We start from the raw sequence: 21,664 nt of genomic DNA, 5'->3' as shown, positions 1-21,664 counted from the left end.
AAGCTCCTGTGCAACCTCCAGTACCAGCAATTGACTGGCTTCAGATCGACTTCGCGCTGCACACCGTCCAACAACGGTCATTGATCAGCGTCTCCTTAGGTATATATCGAGATTGCAAATCCATTGCTTCGATAAATCCTCTGCGGATCGCAAAGCCGATCAAGCTTAATCAGCGAAAAATCGGCCTTTTCGCCACCGCTTGATCGCTCACGGTGACCCGATGCCGTAATGCGACAGGTCGGGCTCGTCCAGCTTCCGGTTCATCAGCTTCGCGAAGGCATCGCGCAGGCCCGGCAGGCTCGCCAGATGGAGCACGCCGTGCAGCAAGTGGATGCCGAGCCGGCTGTGCGGATTCATCAGTCTGGGGCCGATCCGGGGAACGTTCTGGGCCTGCTCGACCATCGGGCGCATGGCCGCCTCGTAGGCAGCGAAGGCGCGGACCGGATCGCCAATGCCGCCGGCCCGGGCAATTTCGCCGGCCAGCACGTAGGCCCCCACAAGCGCCAGCGTCGTGCCAATCCCGGCCAGCGGCGTGGCGCACCAGGCGGCGTCCCCAGTCAGCACGACCCGCCCCCGGTGCCAGCGCGGCAGCCGCACCTGCCTCAGAACGTCGAAATAGAAATCCTCGGCTGTCTCCATGCCGGCGAGCACCCGCTTGCTCTGCCAGCCGGCATCGGCGAAGCGCTCGTGCAAGAAACGCTTTTGCCGCTCCACGTTCCAGTCCTGCTCACCCTCGGGCGCTTTCTGAATCGACAGCATGGCCCGCGTGGTGCCGTGACGGTCGGGCCGCAGGGAGACGCTGCGACCGTCGGTGGCGTGATACCAACGCCATAGGCGGTCGTCGTCCGCGGCACGAGCGATCGTGAAGTAGGCCAGCGTCAGGTTCATCCAGCGCGCATCGTTCTCCCCAGCGAACACGCGCTCGCGCGTGGCCGAGCCCACGCCCTCGGCCACGACCACCGCATCAAAACGTTCGGTCGATCCACTGGCGAAGCACACCGTCGCTGCCGTGCCATCGTCCTCCACCTGCGCGATGTGGTCGCCAAAACGATAGGCGGTCCGCGTGCGCGCGGCGTCGTACAACAGCCGGGCGAGGTCGCCACGCAGGATCTCCATCTCGGCGGTCGGACCGTCGCGCTCGAGGTCGGAGGTACGAAACTCGGCCGCTGCGCGGCCCTGCGCGTCGACCCAAGCGGTGCCCTCCTCGCCCGTGCCCTGGTCCAGCGCGGCGCGCTCCAGGTCCATGCGGCGCATCACCTCACGGCCCACGCCCCGGACGTCGACGTTCTGTCCGCCGTCGCGGAACGCCGCAGCCCGCTCGACGACAAGGACCTCGCAGCCCGCACGGGTCAAGGCCCAGGCGGTGGCGTTGCCGGCGATGCTCGCGCCGGTGACCAGAATGCGGAGGGGCATGGAAATCATCCTTCCTGGGTACGACGGATCGTTCGGTCGGAGCTGTGACTCTGCGGCGCACGGAAGCCACGACGCGGGTGCGAATGCTCGATCATGGTAGCGGCTGAGGGTGCCAACAGGCCCTTGCTGCCGTTGATGCACCCCGCGATGCCCGCGCAATCGATGACCAACGTGATGTTGAACCCAGCCGACCGAATCGGTAAGTGCGACGACACCGACTGCATCGGTCGGCGGCTGGAAGCTGACCTCGGAAGCACCAGTATTTTTTAAACTACAATGATCCGTAATGATCGAGTTGAAGCAAACCGAGACCTTCCGCAAGTGGCGGTTGAGACTCAAGGACGCCCGAGCACGGGCGCTGATCGCTTCACGGCTCGATCGACTGGCTTTTGGCCATGCTGGCGACGCCGAGCCGGTGGGCCACGGGATCAGCGAGCTGCGTGTCCATCATGGGCCGGGCTATCGAATCTACTTCCAGCGGCGGGGCGACATGATCGTCGTGCTGCTGTGCGGAGGCGACAAGGGCACGCAGGCCAAAGACATCGCGACGGCCAAGCGTCTTGCGAGCGAATGGAGCGAATGACATGGCGGAGCAACTGACAACCTATGATCCGGCCGAGGACCTGATGAGCGACGACGGCATCGCTCTCTACATGGCCGAGGCATTTCACACCCAGGACGCGGCCTACATCGCCCATGCCTTGGGCGTGGTGGCACGTGTCAAGGGAATGGCGCAGATCGCTGATCAGACCGGGCTGTCGCGTGAACAGCTCTACCGGTCGTTCAGCACCCAGGGCAACCCCACATTGAAGACGACCTTGGCAGTCATGAAAGCACTGGGAATCGAACTCACCGCAACGGTGCCGGCCCTCCGTTGACGGTTCAAGATCCTGCCCGCTGACCAAACTGCTTATCTGGAATTTCAATCGAAATGTCTAGCAATGTGGAAATGGAATTGTGACCCAGTCTTGACGGCGGCCATGAGGTCATGCACAGCAGCAGCAATCCTTTTCCGCGAGAGACAATCTTATTTACTGAAACAGGAATGTTCTGCTCGTTCGCTTGATCAAGGCAACTTGAACGCCAACAGTTGATGGCATGTAATCAAGCGAGATGGATCTTAGAGGCAATCTTCCGAGGGCGCTGCATGAGCATGGATAAATTTTCTTCCAATAGTTTCATATCGACAGGTTTATCTAAGTGGGCATCGAAGCCTGCCGCTTGAGCTTCCAGCCGATCGATATCCCGCGTCATACCCGACACTGCAATCAACGCGAGGTCATGCGTCGCAGCCTGTGCTCTCAATTGTTGTGCCAACCAATGACCATCGCGCTCCGGCATTGCAAGGTCGGAAATGACCGCATCAAACCTTTCGCGAGCAGCAACATCGACGGCATCTTGCGCACTCGCACACAAAGTCACCTGCGCCCCCTCACTTTCCAACAACGCACCGAAGGCCTGAAGCAGCTGTGGTTCGTTATCGACAACGAGAACGCGCAAGTTCTCAAAGGCATCGGAAAGCGGAAAACTTGCTGTTCTCTCATCCACTGAGACGGCTTTCAGAGGAAGCCAGACGTTGAAGCATGCGCCTTCGCCAACTCCCGCCGACGCCGCAGCCACGCGTCCGCCATGGAGTTCGGCCAGTTGCTTGACCAACGCCAAGCCAATGCCCAACCCTCCTGTACGGCGGTTCAGACCGGTGTCAACCTGTCGAAACATCTCGAACACATCTTGCAGATGTGCCGGCTCCAAACCGATGCCGGAATCCTTGACAGACAGACAGACCGTGCTTTCGCTGATGGAAAGATCGATTTCGATCAAACCACCGATGGATGTGAACTTCACTGCATTGGTCATCAGGTTCCAGACAATCTGTTCCACCCGTACCGGATCCGCATAAACCACTGCGGGGACGGTCTTGACTCGCAGCGTCTGCGACTTCTGTGTGATATCGTGGCCCATCGCGTCCGCGACATTGATGACAATCTCGGCCAGATCGCAGTACGACATCGCCAGGACCAGCTTGCCCATGTTGGCACGTGAGAATTCAAGTAGATCATTGATGATCTGCAGTTGGCTCGCAATGGCAGCATCGATCGATGCGATTGCACGAAGCCCGCGCTCGTTGCCTTGAAGTCCCGGCATGCGCGAGAGCAGTTGAGCATTCATCTTGATGACGGACAGAGGGTTCTTGAGTTCGTGCGATACCACGGCCAGGAACTCGTCCTTCTTCGTGCTCGTTTCTTGCAACTGATTGCGTGTCGTGCGTTCGGTTTGCAGTGCCATCTCGCGTTGACGCTCACGAAGTTCCTCGCGCGTGAAATTTCGACAGATCTTGGCAAAGCCTTCGACGCCACTGCCTTCCAGAGGCACTGTGATCCCGCTGCAATAGACCGTGTCGCCATTCTTGCGCAGGTGCCATTGGTCGTCGTCTGCCCTGCCGAGTTCGCGAGCTTTGGCCAGCTCTTGCTCGGGAAGGGCCGCCAACCGATGCTCTTCCTGAAAAATCAAACCAAATGGCTGACCGATGGCTTCTTTGGGTGAGTAACCGAAGATCTTCTCCGCCCCGGGACTCCAAGTGACGATGACACCTGCTTCGTCCATGGTGATGATGGCGTAGTCGCGCATGCTCTCAGCCACGAGCCGCATGCGTTGTTCGCTCAGGCGCAGGTTGTCCTCAGCCATTCGACGCAGGGTGATGTCGAAAAACGCCAGAACAGCACCTTCGATGCGGTTCTCCGTGGTCCGATAAGGAACGATTCGAGCCAGGAACCAGCGGTTGTCCTGGCTGCGCACCTCTCGCTCGCTGCGCGTGAGATTGCGCAATACGTCACGCACGTCCCTCGACAGTTCTGGAAACTCCAGCCGATGCGTGATGTCCATCAATGGTCGGCCGATGTCAGTGCCCAGCAGGTTGAACAGCGTGGCGGCTTGAGGCGTGAAGCGCTTGAGCTTCATGTCCCGATCGACAAACACCGTGCTGATCTCGGCCGAGTTCATGAGGTTGTGCAAGTCATCGTTGAGCTGGGTGCTGTCCTCCACCCGCACAATCAACTCGTTGTTGACGGTCGTGAGTTCTTCGTTGACTGATTGCAGTTCTTCTCGGCTGGTCTCCAGCTCCTCCGTGGTCGAGCGCAACTCTTCATTGATGGTCTGGAGTTCTTCATTGGACGCCCGAAGCTCTTCGGTGAAGGCTGTGGATTCGCCTACGGTGTTTTTCAACCGCAATTGCAGTTGCAGCAGTTCGGCTTCGAGCACCTCGCTGACTGCATCGCGTCCCTGCGAATCGGCCAATGCAGCAGTGAGGCTTTCCTGCACCTCATTGAATACGATGAGCATCATCCCCGGAGGTGTTTCATCCACGACCGGTCGAACGGTCATGATCACGACGTGAGACACGCCGTTGAGCACCAGAGGCACGTGAGACGCTTCGACACTGGAACCGCTCTTTACTGCCCGGTAGAGCGCGGTACGAAGTTCGACTCTCAGTTCCGGCCGAATGAGTTCAAGAAGTTTGTTCGTCGCAGCCGACGAAAGGCTCGCCGCTTGCATAGACCTGATCCAGGTGATCGAAGAACGAGCCGCCCTCCTGCGTGTTGAACACTTCGCGGATTGTTCGTCCAGCCAGCGTGCGGGTACCAGTCAGGCGTGTGTAGGCTTGATTGGCGAGCTCGAAGCGATGCTCCGGTCCGGACAGCACGGCCATGAAGCTGGGCGCTTGAAGGAACAGGCCACGCAGCCGGTCGCTCTCGGCCTTGAGCGCCAGGTTGCTCTCCTGAACAGCTTGCGCCCGCTCGAAGATCCCGGTCTGCTCCGGCTTCCAGGCCAGATCGGCATTCCCGGTGCCAGCTTCCTTCAGGCGCTCCAGGTCGGTCACGTCAATGGGATGGTGCAGCACGAACTCGACCTCGCCATGCTCGTCGAGCACCGGAATCTGGCTCATGCTCCAGTAGCGCTTCTCAAACCCGCCACCCAACTCCTGCGGGCGGGGGATGTCGAACCGCATCAACGGCAACGTGTCGGGCTCTCCTGTGTCGATCGCGCGCTGGCACAACGCCATGACCTGCGCCTGGGTCTGCGCATCGGTGGGAAAGGCATCTCAGGTCCAACGCCCGACAATGTCCGAGAGGGTACGCCGCGTCGACTTCAAGTAAGCCTTGTTGGCGCCGGCGATGTTGAGCGAACGATCGAGGATCAGGTACGGGTTGGGGGAGGCGTCGAACAGCGCTTGGTAATTCAGCGGCATGCGTGGGCAGTCGAGGTCGAAAAAAGGGAACCTGAACCATAGCTCAAGCCTCGGGCGTGAGGCGTCGAACAGCGCTTGGTGATACAGCGACATGCGTGAAACATCAAGGATCAAAAGAGGAAGCGAGGAACATAGCTCAAACCCATCCTAAAAACTGTCTCTGTACCTCAGCACAGTATTGTTGAAGCAAATATCTAAATACATACTGCTGACAAACGCAAGCAACCTTGCCTTTGCGAGGTCGATTATGCGTTAAATATTTTTTGGAAAGATATGATTGAATAAGCAACTCTTTGCAGGCTCCAACATGCTTAAGAGCGATTCCTTAAAATGCTCGATGGCCTGAATCGAAGCTTCGGAGAAGCACAGTTCGCTTGATAGCAGATTCGTAGTTATTCAAGCACCACGCCAAATGCAAACAAGCGTTTTTGCCATTGTTCGAAGTCTGTCGTGTCAGCCCGGTGCCCTTCAATCAATCGACGCGCTTTACAGGGCTGTCCTGAAAGGCTGAAAATCGAGATGTGCACCGTAAAACAGCTGTCGATCAAACTGTGTCCCCTGATGCACTGCTCATCGCTGAACGGGGTACTGACCATAGGTGACCGATAACGGTCTGGAACGATCGGATTATGGCCAATTTCTCGCCCGATCGAACAGCGCGTGAACGCCATTTTCCGTTTATAGAGCTTATTAAATGCCCAGCGTCACCATCCGGATTCAGAAAAGGGTGCTGATGTCAAAAAATCGTTGAATTTGCCCCTTGAAACATTATTGGTGCTTTCACAACTTTTGAACTCATTGGAAGGCATCGCTCAATTGAATCGCGTTGTCAGCGTCACGCGGAACGATCGCGGCTCGATCGGGTGGAAATGGACGTCGCCGACGGCGGCGGTCTCGCCCCTCAGGCGCGATTCGTAGTAGTAGTCGATGGCGGAATTCCTGCGGTTGGTCAGGTTGAACCCTTCGAGCTCGATGCGCGTGGCCCGGTCGATGCGCCAGCCGATGCGGCCGTTGAGTGTCGCCGTGCTCGACGAGCGCACGCTGTTGTCCTCGACCAGCGGACGCGGCCCGAAGTAGCGCAGCTGCAGCGCGCCGAAGAACGGACCGATGCGGTCGACGGCCAGCGCGACCGACGCCACGCCCTCGACGGCGCCGGGAATGCGGTCGCCGGCGGGGTCGAAGCCCTTGAACCGGGCTTGCGCGAAGGCGACATCGGCGTCGATGGTGAGCCAGTCGGTCGGCTTGTAGTAGTTGGAGAACTCGACGCCCGTGCGGCGGCTCGGCCGGCCGGCGAAAGTCGTGCCGGCGTCGCCCGCGAACACCAGCTCCGAGGCGAAATCCAAACGGTAAAGCGCGAGCGAACTCTGCAGGCCGCGGACGAATTCGGTCCGCACGCCGATCTCGGCGCCCTTGGAGCGCACCAGGGGCGGCACGCGATCGGCGGGGTCGCCCGTTTTCGGATCGACGGTGATGGTGGTGCCACGCGCATCATTGCTGTGGAAGCCGGTGCCGACGTTGACGTAGTACTCGGTCTTCGCCCAAGGGCCGAAGATCAGCGCCAGCTTTGGGCTGGCGATGCTGTCGCGCGCGAGGCCCGAATTCAGTGCGTTGTCACTGGCGACCTTGAAGCGGTAGGTGTCGGCACGCAGGCCCGCGACCGTGCGGAACCACTCGCGCCAGTAGGTCGTGTTCTCGGCGAAGACGCCCAGGCTGCTCTCAGCGATGTGGTCGCGCCGCGTGGTCGACAGGCGCTCGCGCGCCACCGTGCTGTAGAGCCCGTTGTGGATGTTGTCGTTCTCCAGCTGCAGCCCGACCGTGGTCTGCGAGGCCTGCCCGAGGCCACGCGTCTGCCAGGCGTGCGCCACCTTCAGGCCGGTCGTGATGCGCTTGTCGGGCTGGTTGAACTGGTCGCCGTTGACGGGATCGTCGAGGAAGTAGGTGAAGTTCGAGTACAGGTCGAGCCGCTGCTGGATCGCGTAGGCGTTCACGCTCGTCGTGCCGGCGGCGGTGGTGTTGCGCCACGCGCCCGACAGGCTGTAGCGGCTCGCCGTGCCGCCATCGGTCGGGTCGATGGCGCCGAAGCGCGACAGCGCCCCGCTGGCGACGGCGCGCGCGGGGATCTGGTCGGTGGCGTTCCATCGGCCGCGGTAGGCCATGGCGGTGACGTCGAAGCCGTTGGCCGCATCGCCCCGGCTGTAGCGCAGCACGCCGTTGAGCTTGCGGTAGTCGTCCGGATTCACAAACGGGCCGTCGTTCTTCATCACCTCCAGGGCGTAGAGCAGGCGGCCGTCGCCCGGACCGACCTGCGGCGAATCGGCGATGAAGGCCCGGCGATACCCGCGCTGGCCGATGCCCAGGCTGGCGATGCCCTGGTCGAGCCGGTCGGCGTAGCGCAGCGAGACCGAGCCGGCCGACGCGAAATCGCCCTCGGCCGCGTCGTACGGACCCTTGCGGTAGGCCAGCTCGGTGACCAGTTCCGGCATCAGGAAGTTCAGGTCGGTCCAGCCCTGGCCGTGGGCGTGGCTGCGCTGGTTGACCCGCATGCCGTCGACCGTGGTGCGCAGGTCGGTGCCGTGGTCGAGGTTGAAACCGCGCAGGTAGAACTGGTTGGCCTTGCCCTCGCCGCTGTGCTGGCTGACGATCAGTCCCGGGGTGACTTCCAGCAGTTCGGCCGGGCGGTAGACGGTGCGGGCTTCGAGCTGCGCCTGCGTCACGATGCCGGCGCTGGCCGAGTCCGCGATGCCGAGCTGGCTGGTGCGGGAGCCTTCGACGTCGACCGCGGACAGCGTCCCCGACGCCGGATCCATCGCCTCCGTCGGCGTCGGCGCCGTCTGCGCGTGGGCCAGGCCGGCCAGCGCGATGGCGATGAGGGCGGCGGTCGGGACGACGCCGCGCGTGAAGCCGGACCCGCGACGTCGGCGGATGCGGTGGGTGTTCGAAAGCATGGAGAGTCTCCGGAAGGCGGCCCTGCGTGGACCGGCTTCGATCGATGGGCGATGACTGGAGGCCGCGCGTCGCTGGACGCACGGCAAGGGCGACGCGTCCGGGAACGCGCCGACACCCGCGCCGGGGCGGGTCCGAGGTCAGGCCGGGCGCGGCGGCCGATCGATGCGGCTCGGGAACGGGGTGGAGAACGACCGGGCGATCGCTAGGCGCCAGACGTCATCGCCGGCCGCCGCCGCGCGTGGCGCGGGTTCGAGCAGGCCGGTATTGGCCGCCATCACGAAGGCCGCGCCGGCGTACGGCGACCCGGCAGGCGCGCCGTCGCCGTCGGTCAGTGCTTCAAGATCGACCACGTCGGCGTCGTCCGGCGCGTGGTGATGGCGCAGGCCGGCCTTGTGCGCATGGTCGTGGGCATCGGCATGGGCCAGCGGCTCGCGGACGCCCGCGTGCTCGTAGTTGGCGCGCCGAAAATCCTTCCAGCCGGCCATCGGATCGTCGGACTGCTCCTGCGACGGCGCGCTCTGGTGCGCATGCCGCGATCCCAGCATGCCGGCCAGGGTGGATGACAGCGCCTGCAGCGGCAGGCCGATGGCCAGGCACGCCAACACCGCCCAGACCGCGACGCGGCGCAGGGCGCGCAGCGGGCCGGCGAGCGGATTCGACAGCATCGGAGGTTCCCGTCAGGTCGAGATCAGTTGCAGGTCGAACACACGTTCGACCAGCCACAACGTGGCCAGCGCGATCGCCACAACCGACCCGCCGCGCAGCACCACAACCGGATAGGCGCGCCAACGCCGTAGCGCCAGCAGGACCGCCAGCACCACGCTCACGATCGCCAGCTGTCCGGCCTCGACGCCCAGGTTGAACTGCAGCAGTGCCGAGGCAAAGCCCAGCACCGGCAGGTCCAGTTCGCCCAGCACGCTGGCGAAGCCGAAGCCGTGGATCAGGCCGAACAGGAACGAGAACAGCCGTCGCCGTCCTCGCAGCACCGGATGGAGATTGTCCAGCGCGGCGACCATGATCGTCAGCGCGATGGCCGGCTCGACGACGCGCGGCGAGATCGTGACAAGCTGGAAGCTCGCGAGCGCTAGCGTGATCGAGTGGGCGACCGTGAACATCGTGACCAGCCCGACCATCGGCCAAACGGCCTCGCGCCAGCGCGCGACCGGCTCGCGGCCGCCGTCGGCGCGGCGGCGCAGGACGGCAGGCAGCAGCAGGCAGACCAGGAACAGCACGTGGTCGTAGCCGATCAGGATGTGGTGGACGCCGTCCCGGAAGAAGCCGTCGCCGGGCGCGCGGGCATCGGTCGACGGCGTCGCCTCCGCCACCGCCACCGCAGCTCCGGGCCAGTCGACGACGACGGCAGCGGCGGCGGGATCGAGCGAACGCAGGGACGGTGCGGTCCCGCCCGCGCCGCCCGCCTCGCCGGCCACCCGCAGCAACCCCCGGTGCGTCGGATCGACCTCCTGGAACAGGCGGTACTCGACTTCCAGTGTCGCCGTCGGCTGGCAGCGCGACTGGAACGCCAGCACGAGGTAGGCGCCGTCGACACGGTCATCGATCGCGGCCGGTGCCGATGGCGTCAGGACGCAGCGTCCCTGCTGCAGGCGCAGCCGTGACCGGGCGTAGGCCTGGATCTCGTCAAGCCGGGCGCGGACCTCACCCCAGGTCAGCCTTCGATTGGCATCGCGGTCGAGGTCGAGGACGGCATCGAGGTCGCGCAGGGCGATGTCGAGGCGCACGTCGAGCACGTCACTACCATCGCCGCTCCCGCTACGGGCAAGCAGGAGGTAGGCGTCGCTCGCCTTGTGCGCCCGCGCCGGCGACGGCGCGACATACAGCCACGCCAGGCACACGGCTAGAACGATCGACGCCGTCCGACGCAGGCGAGGGCAGCCTTTCTTCGGCGCCACGAGGTCAAAGCACCGCATCGACGCGTGCATCCCGCAGTCCGATCGCCTTCATCAGCGCCCCGACCTCCTGCCGCGCCGCGTCGTCCCGCGCGGCGACAGCAGCGCGCGCGAACAGCAGCAGATCGATCGGCTCGCGCTGCAGGCTGACATTGGCCCGGGCCAGCGCCAGCGCGCGCCGCGCGTCGCCCTGCACGTCGAGCGCGAACATCGCTTCTTCGCGCGCATGCGCGGTCGTGGTGCCGGGGCGCAGCGCGGCGGCTTCGAAGCGCGCTCGCAATTCGGTCGCCTCGGGCGATTCGCGTGGACCCGACGACGCTCCCGCAGGATACGGCCGCGCGCTCGCCAGGCGCAGCAACACGGCATCGCTGCGCGGTTCGCGCGCCAGCAGGCCGGCGACCTCGGCCGGGCGGCCCTGGCGCAGCATGAAATCGCTTATCGCCAGCAGCAGATAGCCCGAGCGCTCCGTCGCGAGCGCCTCGCGGTAGGCGGCCTCGGCGGCAGCGGGCCGACCGGCGAGTTCCTCCACCTCGGCGATGCTGGTCAGCAGCCACTGACGCGTGCCGGCATGGCGCGTACCTTGCAGCGCGGGCGTGGCGAGCAGGCCACGCAAGGTACTGCGGGCCGCGTCTTGCTCACCGCGCAGGCCCGCGTTCTCCGCCAGGCAGGCCGCCTCGTACAGCGCTTGGCCGGCCGGGCCCAGGGCACGGCAGGCGGTGTCGGATTCCGCATAGCGGCCCTGCACGCGCAGGATGGTGGCCAGCGTGATTGAGGCCTGGGGGTTGGTGGGTTCGCGCCGAAGCGCCGCCCTGAGGGTCGACTCAGCGCCATTGAAATCGTGCAGGAACTGCGCCACGGTCGCATGCATGACCATGACCGACGCCGGCGTGCCGACCGCCGAGATCGGCTGCCATGCCTGCAAGGCACCGATCGCCTGACCGGCATAGCGCGCATCGCCCTGTGAGCGCGCCAGTTCAAGGTAGGACCGCGCGACCGCGATCGCCGTCTCGGCGTCGCGCGGTCGCTGCGCCAGTTCGCGACGCAGGCGACGCTCGTCGTTCGCCCAGCCGGCCACGAAGGGCAGCTTCTCAATGACGTCGTCGTCGTGCGCGGGTACCCGGGGTGCCGACCACACCCACGTCGACGCGGCGCAGGCCAGCAACGCCAGCAGCATCGTCAACCCTGCGCGGCCATGAAAAAGGGGCCAGCCCTCCGGCATGGCCCCCACGATGGCGCGTACGCCGGAAACAGCGCCCGCCAACTACAGGCCGACCGCTTCGGCCGTGTTGCTCGTCGGCGCGACGGCACCGCCCAGGTCAATGGGCTCGCTGCTGTCCAGCTTGTTTGCCACCACCTGCTTCACGTAGGCGATGAAGCCGTCGCTGTTCTGCAGCGCGGTGGCCGGAAGCGTGCCACCGCTCGTGCCACCGCTGCCGCCGCTGCCGCCGATGTTGGTGGGGCCGCCGTCGCTGCCGCCCCCACCGCCGCAGCCGGCCAGCATCAGGACACCGGCCGCGAGGGCCACGGCTGACGCCACCCGCATTGTTCTCAGTCGTTCGGTCATGGTGTGATCCTTCGGGTTCGGCGTGGGCTCACGGATAGGTCGTGCCGGCGGCGGCTACCGGGTTGGAGTTCCCCGTCAGCGGCGTCGTCAGGTAGGGGAAGGTGGTGCCGTAGTTGGCCGCCGTCTTGCGCACGCCGTCGGTCAGCGCCAGTCCGCCGGCCGGTGCGTCGGCGGGCTTGCAACCCACCTGCAGCGCGTCGGTCGCGCCGGTCAGCACGCACAGCGCGCCCATGCTCACGCGCAGCGAGAGATCGACCACGTCGTCGGCCGGACGCCGGCCGTTGGGGAAACCGGCATTGTCGCCACCAGCCACGCCCAGCGGATTCTGCGCACCGGCCGCCTTGGCCGCGATCGAGGTATTAAGCCGCAGCATCTCCGCCGGCACCACGTTGGCCGGACGATTCAGTCCGGCGATGCCCTGCAGGAAAGCCGCCAACAAGTCGGTACGCGGGAAGTTCGTCGGTGCCCTGGCGCTCGGGAACAACGTCTGGATGACAGCCGGTAAAGCGGGGTTGGTCACGTAGTCCGCGAAGTTGGCGACATCGTCTTTCGGTCTGGAGGCGTTGAAGCGGTCCTTGTCGTCGATGCCGATGATGACCTCGTTGACCAGTGGCATCCCCAGGCGCGAGACCTGCGCCCACGGACCACCCTCGAGTGAGGCCTTGCCCAGGCCGGTGCCCGGCTTGCCGTTGATCAGGCGGCCCTGGCGTACGCTGGCGGTGGTGAAGACGCCGATGACGGGCTCGCTGCCCGCGGTGACGCACACGACGGGCAGCTCCATGGCCAGCGTGCTGACGTTCTTGCCTTCGAGGTCGTTGTTGTTGCCGCCGGTCTCCGCGCCGAGCGGATTGAGATTGACCAGGTCGAAGATCTTGCCCACGGCGATGTAGAACGGTTCCTTGCGCTGGCCGACGAAGACCCGACCCGGCGTGGCGCAGCCGGGGATGGCGACGTTGTAGACGTGCTGGGCAGCGTAGGCGGCATAGCCGTTGGCGCCACCGAAGACCTTCTCGCCGATATTGTCGACCGGCTTGTCGAACTGGGCCTGGCCGTTGGCGGCGTTGGTGACCGAGGCGCGCGTGCCGCCGCGACGGTCGCCGCGCACGACGTCGACCGTGAAGGTCTCGCGCACGTTCAGGGCGGCCGGGTTCACGCCGTTGATCGGGCCGCTGTTGATGAGCGGAATCTTCACCGACTTGCCGCCGACCGTGAGTGCGGTGGTCTTGGAGGTGTTCTGGAAGCGGAACTGGAAGGTCAGGTCCTCGACGCCGTCGCCGTTGTTGTCGACGTGGATCTCGTACTGGGCGTTGGGATCGAACATGTAGAAGTTCGGGCCACCCTGGGGATCCTGGAACGGCTGGTAGTTGGCCAGCACCGTGACGAAGTCCTGACGGCCTGTTTCGTAGCTCTTGAAGAGGTACAGGTCGGTGGCGTCGACCTTGGCCTGACCGGAGATGAAAGGCGCCTCGCGATGGCTCGATGCCATCGCCACAGTCGCCACCAAAGTCAGGCCGAATGCCGCCAGCGTACGGATTCTTCGCGTCATGCTTGTTCCAATGTTGTTGTCAGTATGAAGGTGCGCACTCGCAACCAAGTTTTGATTGAGATCAAAAATGTCTGAAATGCGGAGCAACAATTCTGAATGCAACATTCAAGGTTTGTAAGGTGTTTACACCTATTCATGTCAGCTTTGGCAAATGAAAGCGGTTTTTTCAATCATGTGACTGATTCCGCTCATGCTCACCCTCATGAGGTCCGAATCCGCGTCGCCTTGTTCGCTTGAGTTATCAGTGACCTACAAAGCGTTCACTGGCCACCGCATCTCGAATCGCGTGCCTGCCCGCGCCGACGACATGGCTTTCCGCGTCCCCTGGTGAGCTTCCGCCACCTGCGCACAGATATGCAACCCGAGTACGAAGTGAGCGCCCTCGTTCTTCTGGTCCGAACGCCAGTAGAGATCGAAGATTCGGTCCATGTCCGCATGGGCAATCGCAACGCCTTGATTTGCCACCGACAGCACAGTCTTCGTCGTCCGCGATGGGTAGCGGCCCACGAAGCACCACCGTCAACAGCTCAATGGCCGATACGGACCCCGTTCAGCGGCCGCCGATGCACTACATTGGCACTTGGCACTTGGCACTTGGCACTTGGCACTTGGCACTTGGCACTTGGCACTTGGCACTTGGCACTTGGCACTTGGCACTTGGTCATTCATCACAGGAACATGAAGGCCGCGGCTGCGACGGCCGTGGGTACCAGGGCGCCGAGCAACAACCCGCCTGCACCAATGGTCTCGTCGGCAAAACCTCGCTTGAGCAGTGCCACGCCCGCCGGGTTGGGTGCGTTCGCAATCACGGTCAGGCCACCTCCGGCCACGGCGCCTGCGACCAGCATGTACTTTGATAGGTCAGAAATACCGACGATCAGCGAGCCGAGATACGTCAGCGCCGCGTTGTCCGTGATGGCAGTCAAACCCAAGGCACCCAAGAACAGCGCGACCGGGTCCAATCCTGAAACGATGGGCTGAAGCCACCACTGCTGCATGCCGCCCAGCACGACCAGGCCCGCGAGGAAAAATCCCACCAGCAGGGCTTCCTTGAGGATGAGCGGGCTCTGGTGGCGCTCGTAAGCCTGGGTGAATCCGAGAAACATCAGGAACAGGCTCAGAAACACCACGGGATGGTGGGCAAAGAGGACCACCCCGGCAAGCAACCCCAAATGCACGGCGACCACGGACAGCGGCACGCGCATCTCCTCGGGCAGGTCGTCATTGCCCAATGGAGCGGGCTGCAGGTGACCAAGATGCGATGGGGCATGGAACTCGTCCTTTCTCAATGTGACGACCCGTCTGGTCCGAACTGTTGATTCGGCGCCAACCACGGAATTTGGGCTGTATTCCCTGTCTAGGCGCGACGGCGCCCAGCAGAAGTGCATGGCCGCACAGCCACCCTGCCCTGCTAAGCGCTGATGCCGGTCGCTGTGGCGCTGAAGATCAAATAGGTTGCCGGGTGGGGCGAAAGCTCGTTAATGACTTTTGTCGTCAACGGCATGAACGTGCTGCGCCAGTGGTGGTGCATCGCACTTCGCCAAGCGTGCACTGCCAAGTCTCGCAGTCGTTCAAGGTCGCCAGCGGTCTGCAGGCCAGCCGGGGTGGTCTACCACGCGCAGATCGGCCTGCACGATCTCCAGCTGCGCGGACGTGAGGACTGCGGTGCCCAGGGAGCGTGCCTCTTGGAGGTTCGGCGTGCAGGCCACTGAATCAAGTGCATACGGGGCAAGCGGACAGAACTTGTACTCGGCCTTGTCATAACCACCTTCGAATTTGCCTTCCATTTTGCCGACACTGGCCGTGAACGCAGAGCCAACTCAAGCTACCGTCGCAATACTAAAGTAGATGCAGATCAACAGCATGCACCGATGGCGCGCGTTGATCTAACCCGGGCTCAAGGTGATCTGTCCATTGACTTGATGATGACATTGCTTGTGCATCGTACGACTGTTCTGCCCGAATCGGAGAGATTCTCTTTTTAAAGAAAGCGAGGACACCATGCGATTGACACCTGATCAGCTTAAGAGCAAGCAAACCGCCATCGCGTATTTCGGTGGCGATCCGCAAGGTAAAAATTTTGCTGCCGGGCCCGCCCAAGCCATTGGTCTAGCACAAGTCGCTGGCCCTGTCTCAGAAGGCAGAATCTTGGGTGTGGGGATCGGGGCGCGTGTTTCCCGTCTTGGATTGACTGGCGACAGCGTCGTTCGTGTCTATGTGACAACCAAAAATGGATTACAAATTCCGGATAAATTTTCTAATTTGCCTTCTCAAATCATTGAGGTTGGCGATGTTTCAGCGAACGCGACGCCTACTGGAAATCGTTTTGCAAAGAACCGCCCAACGTCTTGCGGTGTATCGGTCGGACACCCCCTTGTGACAGCTGGAACACTAGGGTGCTTGGTCAAAGATGACAGCGGCACATTGTGTATTTTGAGCAACAACCACGTATTGGCCAACTGCAATGCCGCCTCGATAAACGATCCTATCATTCAACCGGCCACTCTCGATGGAGGTGTTGCAGGAACTGATTCCATCGGGTTTTTAAAAAAGTTTCAGCCAATCAATTTTTCCGCAGGCGCGGCGAACGACATTGACGCCGCACTAGCAGAGATTTTCATTCCAATCCCAATAACACCTGATATCATCGATATTGGAAACCCCGGAAAAACACTGAAAAATGCAACTATTTATCAGTCGGTGCGCAAACATGGACGCACAACAGGTCATACCGTAGGGGTGATTGTCGACATCAGCGTTTCCTTATGGGTGAGTTATGGAACTCAAAAAGCTTGGTTTCAAGATCAAATTGCAATCCAAGGAATCGGCTCATCTCCGTTTAGCTCTGGAGGTGACTCTGGATCCTTGATCGTGGACGCAGTTGGACTGGAGCCGGTCGGCCTGCTCTTCTCAGGGAGTACTTCGGGCTTGACTTTTGCCAACCCGATTGATAAGGTCCTCACAGGATTAAATGCAGTCTTTTATTGAGGACGATCATGAATAGCATTTCTGAAGCAAAGCTTCATTTAATTGATCAATTGAAGCATGAACAAGGTTTTGTTGGAGTTGGCGTATCAAATATTGCAGACGCCCAAGCTTTGAAAGTTTATTTGGCGGACGATCGCAGTCAGCTTGCCGATCGATTGAATGCCATGTCGACCTTTGAAGGATTTTCCTTGATCGTTGAGCCTAGCGGTACGGTTTCAGCATGGTAAATGGCGTTGTTGCATAACTCCTCGGTCAGGTCCCTGCCAGCACGCGATCTTGGTAGCCTGAGGCGATGAGTAAACCACCTCGAGCGCGGTACCGCACAACGAACTGGCCTGCGTACAACGCTTCGCTCAAGCGCCGCGGCTCGCTGATGGTCTGGCTCGACCCCGAGCTCCAGTGGCAGGCTGCGCCCAGCGGGCGCGCTGGTCGGCCTGCGGTCTTCAGCGATGCCGCCATCCAGTTTTGTCTGACCTTGAAATGCATGTTCGGCCTGGGCCTGAGGCAGGTCACGGGCTTGGCAGAGAGTCTGCTCAAGCTGGCGCAGCTCGACTGGAACGTGCCTGACTACAGCACCCTGTCACGACGCCAGAAGACCCTGAGCGTGGCCATCACAGCACGCTCGAGCCAAGGTGGTTTGCACCTGCTGGTCGACAGCACGGGTGTGAAGATGTTGGGAGAAGGTGAATGGGAGGATATTGAAACACGGTGCTGACTACCGACGCCAGTGGCGCAAGGTGCACTTGGGCGTGGACGCCCAGACCCTGGAGATCCGGGCCATCGAGGTCACTGACAACGCCATTGGAGATGCGCCGATGCACCGCCTGCTGCTCGCTCAGATTCCAGAGGACGAGCCGCTTCATTCGGTCAGTGCCGACGGCGCCTATGACACCAAGGCCTGCCACGAAGCCATTGCCGGTCGGCAAGCTGCAGCCATCATCCCGACGCGCAAGAACGCCAAGCTCTGGGCAGAAATTCGGGCAGGGGCCCGAGCAAGAAATGAAATCTTGAGGACGACTCGGGAGTTAGGACGCTCGATCTGGAAGAAGTGGAGCGGCTACCACCGACGTAGCCTCGTGGAGACCAAGATGGGGTCCTTCAAAAGACTGGGCGAGCGCGTGATGGCTCGGGACTTCGAGCGGCAGATCACTGAACTGCAGGTCCGGGTCTCGATCCTCAACAGGTTCACCCAGCTGGGCACACCTGAGACGGTGCGCGTGGCCTAACTCCGTCTGGGGTTGGGGGCACTACAGCCTAATTCAGGTTATGCAACAGCGCCACTCGGAACCCATCGCACATTGACTTTAAAAAACGATTGAAAATGCGATTCGCTTTCAGATATCAAGTCCTGCGCCATTGATATCTGGTCGTCGATGTCTTATCTTCGTCATCAAAGTTCTTCAGATTCAACGTCGAACTCACGGATTTTCCCGCTTTATCTGACCTCAACGCTAAGGTTGTTTAAAAAATTGAATCACCTAGTCGGTTCCACCATCGATTTTGGGGAATGGGGCATTTGACAAACCAGTGCCACGAAACTGATTCATCTATCCTGACGATTCCATCGCCTGCCGTTTTCCTCAGACTGCTGCTCCATGAGTCGATCTGCACGACGCCCAGAGACGGCGTCGTCCGATGAACCACTCGCGTAGGCGGGATGAGGAGACTTCGATGGCTGTCAGGAACGTCATGATCGAGATCCGGCGCCGGCCCGAACTCGAAGCATCTTTTTTCGCTGCTGGCGTCATCGGCAAGGATGCCGTGTCCTTTGCCAACGCCATGGTGGCTCCAGTGCCGGGGCTGACGCTGGACTTGTCTTTCCCGCCGGTCAGCGTTCCGGCCCGTGCTGGGGATGCCCCCACCGTGACCGGCCTGGCCGAGGCAGAGGCACCCGATGGGAAGGCAGATGAGTGGCAGGCCAAGAGCCTGCCCGTTTCAGAGGTCATGCCTCTGTCAGATTTTGACGAAGGCACCGTCATCCTGCGCGGCACGCTCGATGAGCGCACCTTCGACGCCGACATGTTCGCCGCCGGACCACTCGACGGGCTGCAGGCGGTTTATGCCGATCCGCTGATCGAGCCATGCATCACCTGCGGCGGCTCGCCGCCGCTAGGCAGCGCCGCTGACGTGGCGCGCTTGCTGGATGTGGGCGGCCTGCGCCGCGCCGGCCTGGATGGCAGCGGCGTCCTCCTGGCCATCGTCGACACGGGCGTCAACCTGGCGCACCTCCGGGGACTCGGACTGCAGCCGTCGTTCAGCGAGGAGCGCAGCTGGGTGCCGCCGCTGCAGCCGGGCCAGCAGCCCCTGCGGCCGGGCCAGATGCCGGTCGGCCACGGCACCATGTGCGCCTTCGACGCTCTGATCGCGGCGCCGCGCGCGACGCTGGTCGATGTCGCGGTGCTGGCCTCGCGGCGCCCCGGTGGCTCGGCGATGGACGGCCTCCTCAGCGATGCCGTGCTCGGCTACAGCCACCTGATCCGCCTGATGCGCAGCCTGGGGCGGCCGGGCGACTTCCATTCGCTGGTGGTCAGCAACAGCTGGGGCATGTTCCAGCCGTCCTGGGACTTCCCGCCCGGCCATCCGGGCAACTATTCGGACAACCCGGCCCACCCCTTCAACCGCATCGTCGCCACGCTCGAGCGCGCCGGCGCGGACATCCTGTTCGCCGCGGGCAACTGCGGCCGGGAGTGTCCCGACAGCCGCTGCGGAATCGCCGGCGACGCCGGCATCTTCGGCGCCAACTCGCACCCCTCGGTGCTGTGCGTGGCAGGCGTGGACGTGCGCCGGGAGCGTGTGGGCTATTCGACGCGCGGCCCCGGACGCCTGGACGCCAACAAACCCGATGTCGCGGGCTACACGCACTTCCTAGGCTCGCGCGTCTACCCGGCCGATGGTGGCACCTCAGCCGCCACGCCGGTGGTGGCCGGCCTGCTCGCCGCCTGCCGCAGCCGCTTCGCGAGCGGCGCCGAGCGCACCCCGGGAGTGCTGCGCGTTCTGGTGCGGCAGACGGCCGACGATGTGGGCGCATCGGGATTCGACATGGAAACGGGCTTCGGCATCGTAAACGGCACGCAGCTGGCACGGCGCACGCTGGCAGCGACCGCTGGAAGCGACGGGTCTTCCGTGACCGGAACGGATGAACCGGGCGATGCCGAAGACTTCGGCATCGACCCCGTCGACGATCAGGCGTTCCTAGAGGCGCTGCGCGCCTTTGCGCCTGGGGCGGCGCGCAGCGCCGGTGCCAAGGCCGGATGCTGCGCTTCATGTGCGCAGAAACGGCCCCCGAACGGGGGCAAGGAGACCATCATGAGCAGCAATGACCAGGAGTTCCTGCAGGCACTGCAGCAGTTCGGCGGGGTCGAGGGCTTCGGCTCGGCCTCCGCCGGCGGCAGCGGCGGTGGCGGCGATTTCGGTGCCGGCTTCGGCGGCGGGGGTGATTTTGGCAGCGGTGGGGGCAGCGGCGGAGGTGGCGATGCGTTCGGCGCGTTCGGCAGCGACGACGGTGGCGACGCGGAATTCATGCAGGCCCTCCAGGCCTACGGCGGCGCGGCCGGGATGAGCATGGCCGCAGGCGGCGGTTTCGGAGCTGGTGCGGGCGGCTTCGGCGGAGTCGACGCTGCCGCAGCACCCAGCTTGGCCGACGTCTGCCGCACCTGGAAGTCGGTGCGTCCGATCGTGCTGCGCATCCTGCCATTCCTCGCCGCCCTCCCGGGCATCGGCGCTCCCGTGGCAGCGGCCTTCAAGACCCTGGGCACCCTGCTCGATGCGGTGTGCGGGGGCGGCGGCGGCGGTGCCGCCGGGCTGTGCCAGCGCTGGCGGCAGAGCCTGCGGGCCATCGTGGTGCGCGTGGCCTCGGTGGTCGGCCACATCCCCTTCATCGGCTCGGCCGCCGCCAAGGCGCTGCGCGCCCTGATCGCCGCCATCGACGCAGTCTGTCGGGGTGCATGAGGCAGCGAACGATCGCGTTGATGCCCACCCTTGTCCGATGCCGCAGGTCTGTCGACCTGCGGCATTGGGCTGGCACAAGCGGCACAATGGTTTTTTGAAGCCTTGTTTCCAACGCACCGGTAAAGCCCATGGCCAAAGTGATGATGTCTGTGACCGTGACCCAGGGTGCACCGACCCCCGAGGACATCGAACGCCAGCTAGCCCTTCCCGCGGGCACGCTCGACCGTCAGTTCGGTGTGGTGGAGGTGGATGACCTGAGGCACGAGTACGCGATCTCGGTCGAGGAAGCGGCTGTACCGCTTGTCCGGTCAGCCCAGGGTCTTGAAGTCAGCGGACCATTTTCGAATCCGAAGATTGACACGTTCGGACCGCCGCAGTGACACGGTCCCCGCATTGCAGCACTGCGACTGCGCCCTGCGCTTTATCGGCGTGCAGCATTCAGGATCTCACCGACCAGGCAGGATGCGCACCCGGGAGATCTTTCCGTCGAGCCCGTTCTTCCGGATGTATTCGACCCGAATGCCGTAGTTGTCCCGGGGATTGAGAAAGTTGTTTTCGAAGGTGCGCAGGCAATAGCCCTCGGGGGGCACGAACGAACTGTCCGCGATGGTGATCTTGGTCCAGTCGTCCGTCGTCTTGCGGTCGGGACTGTCGTAGACCAGGATCTCCGCGCCCTGCTTGACCGACTTGAGAATGCGCACAGACCGGGCCTCGTCGTTGTTGCCCTTGCAATGGCCGCGCTGCTTGCAGTTGTCGTCGCTCGCGCGATGAGAGTCGTAGGTGAATGTGATGTCTTGGGAACACCCATTGCCTTCGTAGAAGATGAGATCATCCTCGGCGTGAGCGCTGGTGAGGGTCCAGGCGGACATCAGGAATGCCGCACAGGCGAGAACATGTCGAGACATGGACGCTCCTTAAAACAGGTCGTCGTCAGCCTACGGCAGTCAGTATGCATCGGCATCCACAATGCTGGGGATTGGTGTTATTTGAGGATTTATTCCAACAACCTAGGGAGACGCTGATCAATGACCGTTGTTGGACGGTGTGCAGCGCGAAGTCGATCTGAAGCCAGTCAATTGCTGGTACTGGAGGTTGCACAGGAGCTT

Annotated in this window: 19 protein-coding genes and 3 pseudogenes; 8 read left to right on the top strand and 14 right to left on the bottom strand. The window is 62.9% G+C overall.

All coding sequences use genetic code 11. The annotated features are described in order from the left end of the window. Positions 1 to 203 (top strand): hypothetical protein (locus tag ABID77_RS22170; RefSeq protein WP_429600613.1); only part of this gene is annotated, 203 nt, incomplete at its 5' end. Between the two features lie 4 nt (positions 204 to 207). Here the strand turns inward: ABID77_RS22170 and ABID77_RS22165 are convergent. Continuing rightward, complete coding sequence (locus tag ABID77_RS22165; protein ID WP_429600611.1) at positions 208 to 1,413, bottom strand: FAD-dependent monooxygenase; 1,206 nt, start codon at positions 1,411 to 1,413, stop codon at positions 208 to 210. A 286-nt stretch (positions 1,414 to 1,699) separates the two neighbouring features. Between ABID77_RS22165 and ABID77_RS22160 the strand changes: the two genes are divergently transcribed. Both ABID77_RS22160 and ABID77_RS22155 read left to right on the top strand, forming a co-directional pair. After that, positions 1,700 to 1,996, top strand: coding sequence for a type II toxin-antitoxin system RelE/ParE family toxin (locus tag ABID77_RS22160; RefSeq protein WP_429600609.1), 297 nt, complete (start codon positions 1,700 to 1,702; stop codon positions 1,994 to 1,996). A 1-nt stretch (position 1,997) separates the two neighbouring features. Then, complete coding sequence (locus ABID77_RS22155) at positions 1,998 to 2,291, top strand: addiction module antidote protein (protein ID WP_429600607.1); 294 nt, start codon at positions 1,998 to 2,000, stop codon at positions 2,289 to 2,291. 226 nt (positions 2,292 to 2,517) lie between these two features. On the opposite strand, the gene ABID77_RS22150 is transcribed toward ABID77_RS22155, so the two are convergent. The 12 genes and pseudogenes from ABID77_RS22150 to ABID77_RS22095 all read right to left on the bottom strand — a co-directional run bounded on the left by ABID77_RS22150 (position 2,518) and on the right by ABID77_RS22095 (position 15,409). Then, positions 2,518 to 4,965, bottom strand: a complete 2,448-nt coding sequence (locus ABID77_RS22150) for a PAS domain-containing protein (protein ID WP_429600606.1) — start codon at positions 4,963 to 4,965, stop codon at positions 2,518 to 2,520. After that, positions 4,919 to 5,494 (bottom strand): annotated as a pseudogene (locus ABID77_RS22145) (hypothetical protein); the annotation flags it as partial. The pseudogene ABID77_RS22145 and the gene ABID77_RS22150, both read right to left, overlap by 47 nt. 18 nt (positions 5,495 to 5,512) lie before the next feature. Beyond that, entirely contained in the window at positions 5,513 to 5,752 is a 240-nt protein-coding gene (locus ABID77_RS22140; protein WP_429600604.1) for a hypothetical protein, read from the bottom strand. A gap of 719 nt (positions 5,753 to 6,471) precedes the next feature. Then, the gene (locus ABID77_RS22135; RefSeq protein WP_429600619.1) at positions 6,472 to 8,466 is read right to left on the bottom strand and encodes a TonB-dependent receptor; all 1,995 of its coding nucleotides are present in this window, start codon (positions 8,464 to 8,466) and stop codon (positions 6,472 to 6,474) included. A gap of 276 nt (positions 8,467 to 8,742) precedes the next feature. Beyond that, on the bottom strand, positions 8,743 to 9,270 hold the full coding sequence (locus ABID77_RS22130; protein WP_429600602.1) for a hypothetical protein: 528 nt from the start codon (positions 9,268 to 9,270) through the stop codon (positions 8,743 to 8,745). A gap of 12 nt (positions 9,271 to 9,282) precedes the next feature. Then, entirely contained in the window at positions 9,283 to 10,545 is a 1,263-nt protein-coding gene (locus ABID77_RS22125) for a HupE/UreJ family protein (protein ID WP_429600600.1), read from the bottom strand. Beyond that, on the bottom strand, positions 10,520 to 11,686 hold the full coding sequence (locus ABID77_RS22120) for a tetratricopeptide repeat protein (protein WP_429600617.1): 1,167 nt from the start codon (positions 11,684 to 11,686) through the stop codon (positions 10,520 to 10,522). Before ABID77_RS22120 ends, ABID77_RS22125 begins: the two co-directional genes overlap by 26 nt. A gap of 87 nt (positions 11,687 to 11,773) precedes the next feature. Next, the gene (locus ABID77_RS22115; protein WP_429600599.1) at positions 11,774 to 12,076 is read right to left on the bottom strand and encodes a hypothetical protein; all 303 of its coding nucleotides are present in this window, start codon (positions 12,074 to 12,076) and stop codon (positions 11,774 to 11,776) included. 28 nt (positions 12,077 to 12,104) lie between these two features. Continuing rightward, positions 12,105 to 13,622, bottom strand: coding sequence for a DUF4331 domain-containing protein (locus ABID77_RS22110; protein ID WP_429600597.1), 1,518 nt, complete (start codon positions 13,620 to 13,622; stop codon positions 12,105 to 12,107). 249 nt (positions 13,623 to 13,871) lie between these two features. Further along, positions 13,872 to 14,096 (bottom strand): ATP-binding protein, encoded by a 225-nt coding sequence (locus ABID77_RS22105; protein WP_429600615.1) that lies wholly within the window; start codon positions 14,094 to 14,096, stop codon positions 13,872 to 13,874. A 194-nt stretch (positions 14,097 to 14,290) separates the two neighbouring features. Then, a pseudogene (locus tag ABID77_RS22100) lies at positions 14,291 to 14,824 on the bottom strand (putative Na+/H+ antiporter); the annotation flags it as partial. Between the two features lie 369 nt (positions 14,825 to 15,193). Then, positions 15,194 to 15,409: a hypothetical protein gene (locus ABID77_RS22095; protein ID WP_429600595.1), complete on the bottom strand. Its 216-nt coding sequence runs from the start codon at positions 15,407 to 15,409 to the stop codon at positions 15,194 to 15,196. A gap of 214 nt (positions 15,410 to 15,623) precedes the next feature. Here ABID77_RS22095 and ABID77_RS22090 point away from each other — a divergent pair, with 214 nt between their 5' ends. From ABID77_RS22090 to ABID77_RS22070, 5 genes and pseudogenes are all read left to right on the top strand, one after another. Next, positions 15,624 to 16,610: a hypothetical protein gene (locus ABID77_RS22090; protein WP_429600594.1), complete on the top strand. Its 987-nt coding sequence runs from the start codon at positions 15,624 to 15,626 to the stop codon at positions 16,608 to 16,610. Between the two features lie 8 nt (positions 16,611 to 16,618). Continuing rightward, a complete protein-coding gene (locus ABID77_RS22085) occupies positions 16,619 to 16,837 on the top strand; it encodes a hypothetical protein (protein WP_429600592.1) in 219 nt (72 codons plus the stop codon). A 65-nt stretch (positions 16,838 to 16,902) separates the two neighbouring features. Continuing rightward, a pseudogene (locus tag ABID77_RS22080) lies at positions 16,903 to 17,836 on the top strand (IS5 family transposase). Between the two features lie 445 nt (positions 17,837 to 18,281). Then, positions 18,282 to 20,558, top strand: a complete 2,277-nt coding sequence (locus ABID77_RS22075) for a S8 family peptidase (RefSeq protein ID WP_429600591.1) — start codon at positions 18,282 to 18,284, stop codon at positions 20,556 to 20,558. A 128-nt stretch (positions 20,559 to 20,686) separates the two neighbouring features. Beyond that, entirely contained in the window at positions 20,687 to 20,938 is a 252-nt protein-coding gene (locus ABID77_RS22070; RefSeq protein ID WP_429600589.1) for a hypothetical protein, read from the top strand. 66 nt (positions 20,939 to 21,004) lie between these two features. Here ABID77_RS22070 and ABID77_RS22065 read toward each other — a convergent pair whose 3' ends face one another. Then, positions 21,005 to 21,427 carry a hypothetical protein gene (locus ABID77_RS22065; protein WP_429600587.1) on the bottom strand — a complete coding sequence of 141 codons (423 nt, stop codon included), beginning with the start codon at positions 21,425 to 21,427 and terminating at the stop codon, positions 21,005 to 21,007. Positions 21,428 to 21,664: the final 237 nt, after the last annotated feature.

It is taken from the genome of Variovorax sp. PvP013 (assembly GCF_050435945.1).
Classification (GTDB): domain Bacteria; phylum Pseudomonadota; class Gammaproteobacteria; order Burkholderiales; family Burkholderiaceae_C; genus Variovorax.
This window is presented reverse-complemented; position numbering and strand designations above follow the sequence as displayed.

Coding starts and splice junctions, on each gene's coding strand:
- ABID77_RS22120 (WP_429600617.1), bottom strand. CDS start 11,686: ATGCTGCTGGCGTTGCTGGCCTGCGCCGCGTCGACGTGGGTGTGGTCG.
- ABID77_RS22165 (WP_429600611.1), bottom strand. CDS start 1,413: ATGCCCCTCCGCATTCTGGTCACCGGCGCGAGCATCGCCGGCAACGCC.
- ABID77_RS22155 (WP_429600607.1), top strand. CDS start 1,998: ATGGCGGAGCAACTGACAACCTATGATCCGGCCGAGGACCTGATGAGC.
- ABID77_RS22065 (WP_429600587.1), bottom strand. CDS start 21,427: ATGTCCGCCTGGACCCTCACCAGCGCTCACGCCGAGGATGATCTCATC.
- ABID77_RS22090 (WP_429600594.1), top strand. CDS start 15,624: ATGCGATTGACACCTGATCAGCTTAAGAGCAAGCAAACCGCCATCGCG.
- ABID77_RS22115 (WP_429600599.1), bottom strand. CDS start 12,076: ATGACCGAACGACTGAGAACAATGCGGGTGGCGTCAGCCGTGGCCCTC.
- ABID77_RS22130 (WP_429600602.1), bottom strand. CDS start 9,270: ATGCTGTCGAATCCGCTCGCCGGCCCGCTGCGCGCCCTGCGCCGCGTC.
- ABID77_RS22125 (WP_429600600.1), bottom strand. CDS start 10,545: ATGCACGCGTCGATGCGGTGCTTTGACCTCGTGGCGCCGAAGAAAGGC.
- ABID77_RS22075 (WP_429600591.1), top strand. CDS start 18,282: ATGGCTGTCAGGAACGTCATGATCGAGATCCGGCGCCGGCCCGAACTC.
- ABID77_RS22135 (WP_429600619.1), bottom strand. CDS start 8,466: ATGGATCCGGCGTCGGGGACGCTGTCCGCGGTCGACGTCGAAGGCTCC.
- ABID77_RS22110 (WP_429600597.1), bottom strand. CDS start 13,622: ATGACGCGAAGAATCCGTACGCTGGCGGCATTCGGCCTGACTTTGGTG.
- ABID77_RS22150 (WP_429600606.1), bottom strand. CDS start 4,965: ATGCAAGCGGCGAGCCTTTCGTCGGCTGCGACGAACAAACTTCTTGAA.
- ABID77_RS22160 (WP_429600609.1), top strand. CDS start 1,700: ATGATCGAGTTGAAGCAAACCGAGACCTTCCGCAAGTGGCGGTTGAGA.
- ABID77_RS22070 (WP_429600589.1), top strand. CDS start 20,687: ATGGCCAAAGTGATGATGTCTGTGACCGTGACCCAGGGTGCACCGACC.
- ABID77_RS22085 (WP_429600592.1), top strand. CDS start 16,619: ATGAATAGCATTTCTGAAGCAAAGCTTCATTTAATTGATCAATTGAAG.
- ABID77_RS22140 (WP_429600604.1), bottom strand. CDS start 5,752: ATGTCGCTGTATCACCAAGCGCTGTTCGACGCCTCACGCCCGAGGCTT.
- ABID77_RS22095 (WP_429600595.1), bottom strand. CDS start 15,409: ATGGAAGGCAAATTCGAAGGTGGTTATGACAAGGCCGAGTACAAGTTC.